The 2,446-nt window shown below is 29.1% G+C and carries 2 protein-coding genes; both read left to right on the top strand.

Features of this window, described 5'->3' with window-relative positions; translation table 11 throughout:
• A partial coding sequence (locus J7G74_RS16475) for an MATE family efflux transporter (protein WP_297137408.1) occupies positions 1-1,151 on the top strand: 1,151 nt, incomplete at its 5' end.
• 244 nt (positions 1,152-1,395) lie between these two features.
• Positions 1,396-2,106 (top strand): DUF6946 family protein, encoded by a 711-nt coding sequence (locus tag J7G74_RS16470; protein ID WP_297137406.1) that lies wholly within the window; start codon positions 1,396-1,398, stop codon positions 2,104-2,106.
• Positions 2,107-2,446 lie beyond the last annotated feature (340 nt).

The raw sequence follows: 2,446 nt of genomic DNA, 5'->3' as shown, positions 1-2,446 counted from the left end.
TTACTATATTAATAGGTCAAAAACTTGGTGAAGGAAAATCTAAGGAAGCAGGAGATGTTGTAGGTAGTGGTATTTCAATATTTGCTGTTTTAGCTATTATTATTACTATTTTAGTTGTTGTATTTGCATCACCTATTTCTACTTTTATGCATGCTCCCAAAGAAGCCTTTGATAGTACAGTAATGTATATAAAAGTTTGTGCATCAGGTGCTATTTTTATAGTTGCTTATAATATTATTGGTGGTGTATTTAGAGGACTAGGAGATTCGAAGACTCCTCTTATTACAGTAGGAATTGCATGTGTTGCAAATATTATAGGAGATTTAATTTTTGTTGGTGTATTTAAAATGGCTGCCACTGGTGCTGCAATAGCAACTGTAATGGCTCAAGCAATTAGTGTTATTTTATCTTTAGTTATTATTAAGAAACGTGGAACTCCTTTTGAGTTTTCCAAAGAAAGTATAAAGTTCCATAAAAATTTAACATCTAAAATAATCAAATATGGTGCACCCATAGCCCTACAAGATGGTCTTGTTCATTTATCTTTCCTTGTAATTATGATTATAGGTAATTCACTGGGGGTAATTCCATCGGCAGGAATTGGTGTTGCAGAAAAACTTGTTGGATTTATAATGCTTATACCATCATCTTTCTCTCAAGCTGTGTCTGCATTTGTGGCTCAAAACTATGGAGCTAAAAAATATGATAGAGCAAGAAAAGTTCTTCTTTATTCAATTTCAGCATCTTTATGTTGTGGAGTTGTAATGTTTTATTTCACATTTTTCCATGGAGATTTGCTTGCAGGAATGTTTTCTAAGGATAGAGAAGTAGTTTTAGCAGCATGGGAATATATGAAAGCATACGGTATAGACTGCCTTTTAACTGCTATCATGTTCTCTATGGTAGGTTACTTTAATGGATGCGGAAAAACAACTTTTGTAATGATACAAGGTATAGTAGGTGCATTTCTTGTAAGAATACCAGTATCATTTATTATGAGTAAAATACTACCTGTGTCATTATTTAAAGTAGGTCTTGCCACTCCTATGTCTACATTTGTTCAAATTATATTATGTGTGACTTACTTTGTGTTTTTATCAAAGAAGATGGGAAAAGAAGAGATAGCTATAGATGTTAATGATAAGTTTTAAGGAAAATAACATATGTAAATATAATAAAATTGAATATATGGTAAATTTATATATATTATAGATTTGTATGGGTAATAAAAATTAGAAAAAAGCTAGAATACAATATGATATGCTCCCTTTATGGTAGACAGTTCATTAAGTATTCTAGCTTTTTTAATATAAAAAGAGCATGGTTATATGTATTGGTGGTAGATTACATATATAATATAGATATGAGATATATCATATATTTGGGGAGGGTTAAATGGGAACTTACAATATAGAGATAGAAAAGAATTCACAAAGAATAAATTCATTGGAAGATTGGTGTAAATTAGGGGGTCCTAAAAAAGAGAATCAATGGAAAGATGGAAGAAGTGCCAAAGAATTAGCTAAGTATATTTTAGATGGAAATGGATATTTACCAAAAGAAATTGAGGATATTTTATTAAATATAGGATGTAAAAGTAGCAAGGTATTTAAATGTGAGCCAGAAAAGATTACCTCATTAGTGGGAAGAGGTGGGGGACGTAATCATGATTTATACATTGAACAAAGTGGTGAAATAGTAATAGGAGTAGAAGCTAAAGCAGATGAGACATTAGGAAAGTTGATTTCAGAAGAATTAGATGATAAGAAAATAACTGATAACAAGATTAACAGGATAAATTCATTATATGAAAGTATTTATGGATGCTATCCACTAGATGGTGGAGATATACGTTATCAATTGTTAACAGCAATGGTAGGAATATTACTAGAGGCGCAAAGATTACATATATCAAAAGCTTTATTGCTGATTATTACTTTTAAGAAAGATGGCTGTTATAAGGAAGAAAACATTAATTCCAATATGAAGGATATTAATACTTTTATAAATAGTTTAGAACGTAGTAGAGATGGAGAAAAGTACAGTTTTTCATCATATCCTCATGTGGATTTGTATATAGAGAATATTGAAATTGATGTGAAATAAAAATATAAGAGGTTTATGGTATTTAAAAATTTAGCTTTGAAATATTTATTAAGTCATTGATGTAATATCAGTGGCTTTTTTACATACAAGAAAATTATATTAGTTAAAAAGCTACGTATAATTTGTTTATTAAAGTAATATAAAGGTGTATAAAAAAATAAAAAGTGACAAAAAACATATAAAAATAAGTGCTCATAAAAACATCTATTTTAGTGAACAGCAAAAGAACTGTAGATTATGCTATAATTAGATAGGTAATGTTGCAAATGAAATATATATAAAAGGAGTGGATTTATGACTGTTGCATATGAATTTTTCTTTCAGATATTAAATACTATAC

Origin of the sequence: Terrisporobacter sp., assembly GCF_017888745.1 — a bacterium.
Classification (GTDB): Bacteria; Bacillota; Clostridia; order Peptostreptococcales; family Peptostreptococcaceae; genus Terrisporobacter.
The sequence above is the reverse complement of the archived record's forward strand: the minus strand, read 5'-3'. Positions and strand labels throughout refer to the sequence as shown.

What these genes read in the sequence shown, in the direction of transcription:
- J7G74_RS16470 (WP_297137406.1), top strand. Translation starts at nt 1,396, where the DNA reads ATGGGAACTTACAATATAGAGATAGAAAAGAATTCACAAAGAATAAAT.